This window comes from Janthinobacterium sp. NKUCC06_STL (genome assembly GCF_019345455.1).
GTDB classification, from domain to species: Bacteria; Pseudomonadota; Gammaproteobacteria; order Burkholderiales; family Burkholderiaceae_D; genus Janthinobacterium; species Janthinobacterium rivuli.
The window spans coordinates 1-230 of record NZ_JAHKQY010000058.1; the positions used below are offsets into that span (position 1 = coordinate 1).

Here is a 230-nt window from a genome sequence, read left to right on the forward strand (position 1 = left end):
AAAGATTATTTATTGATCGGTTTGCCGTAAAAAGCGAATCGATGGGTAATGATTGTATGTATCAACAAACAAGCAACAACGTTGTACTTTCTTATCCCTGTAGCGCTCTTTCATTATGTAAATGATGAGAGGCTAACGTTATAGGGACAAGCGAATAAGTGCACATGGTGGATGCCTTGGCGATTACAGGCGATGAAGGACGTAGTAGCTTGCGATAAGCTGCGGGGAGT

The 230-nt window shown here is 42.2% G+C and carries 1 rRNA gene; it reads left to right on the top strand.

Features of this window, described 5'->3' with window-relative positions:
* Positions 1-144 precede the first annotated feature (144 nt).
* Positions 145-230, top strand: a 23S ribosomal RNA gene (locus KO539_RS29985); the annotation flags it as partial.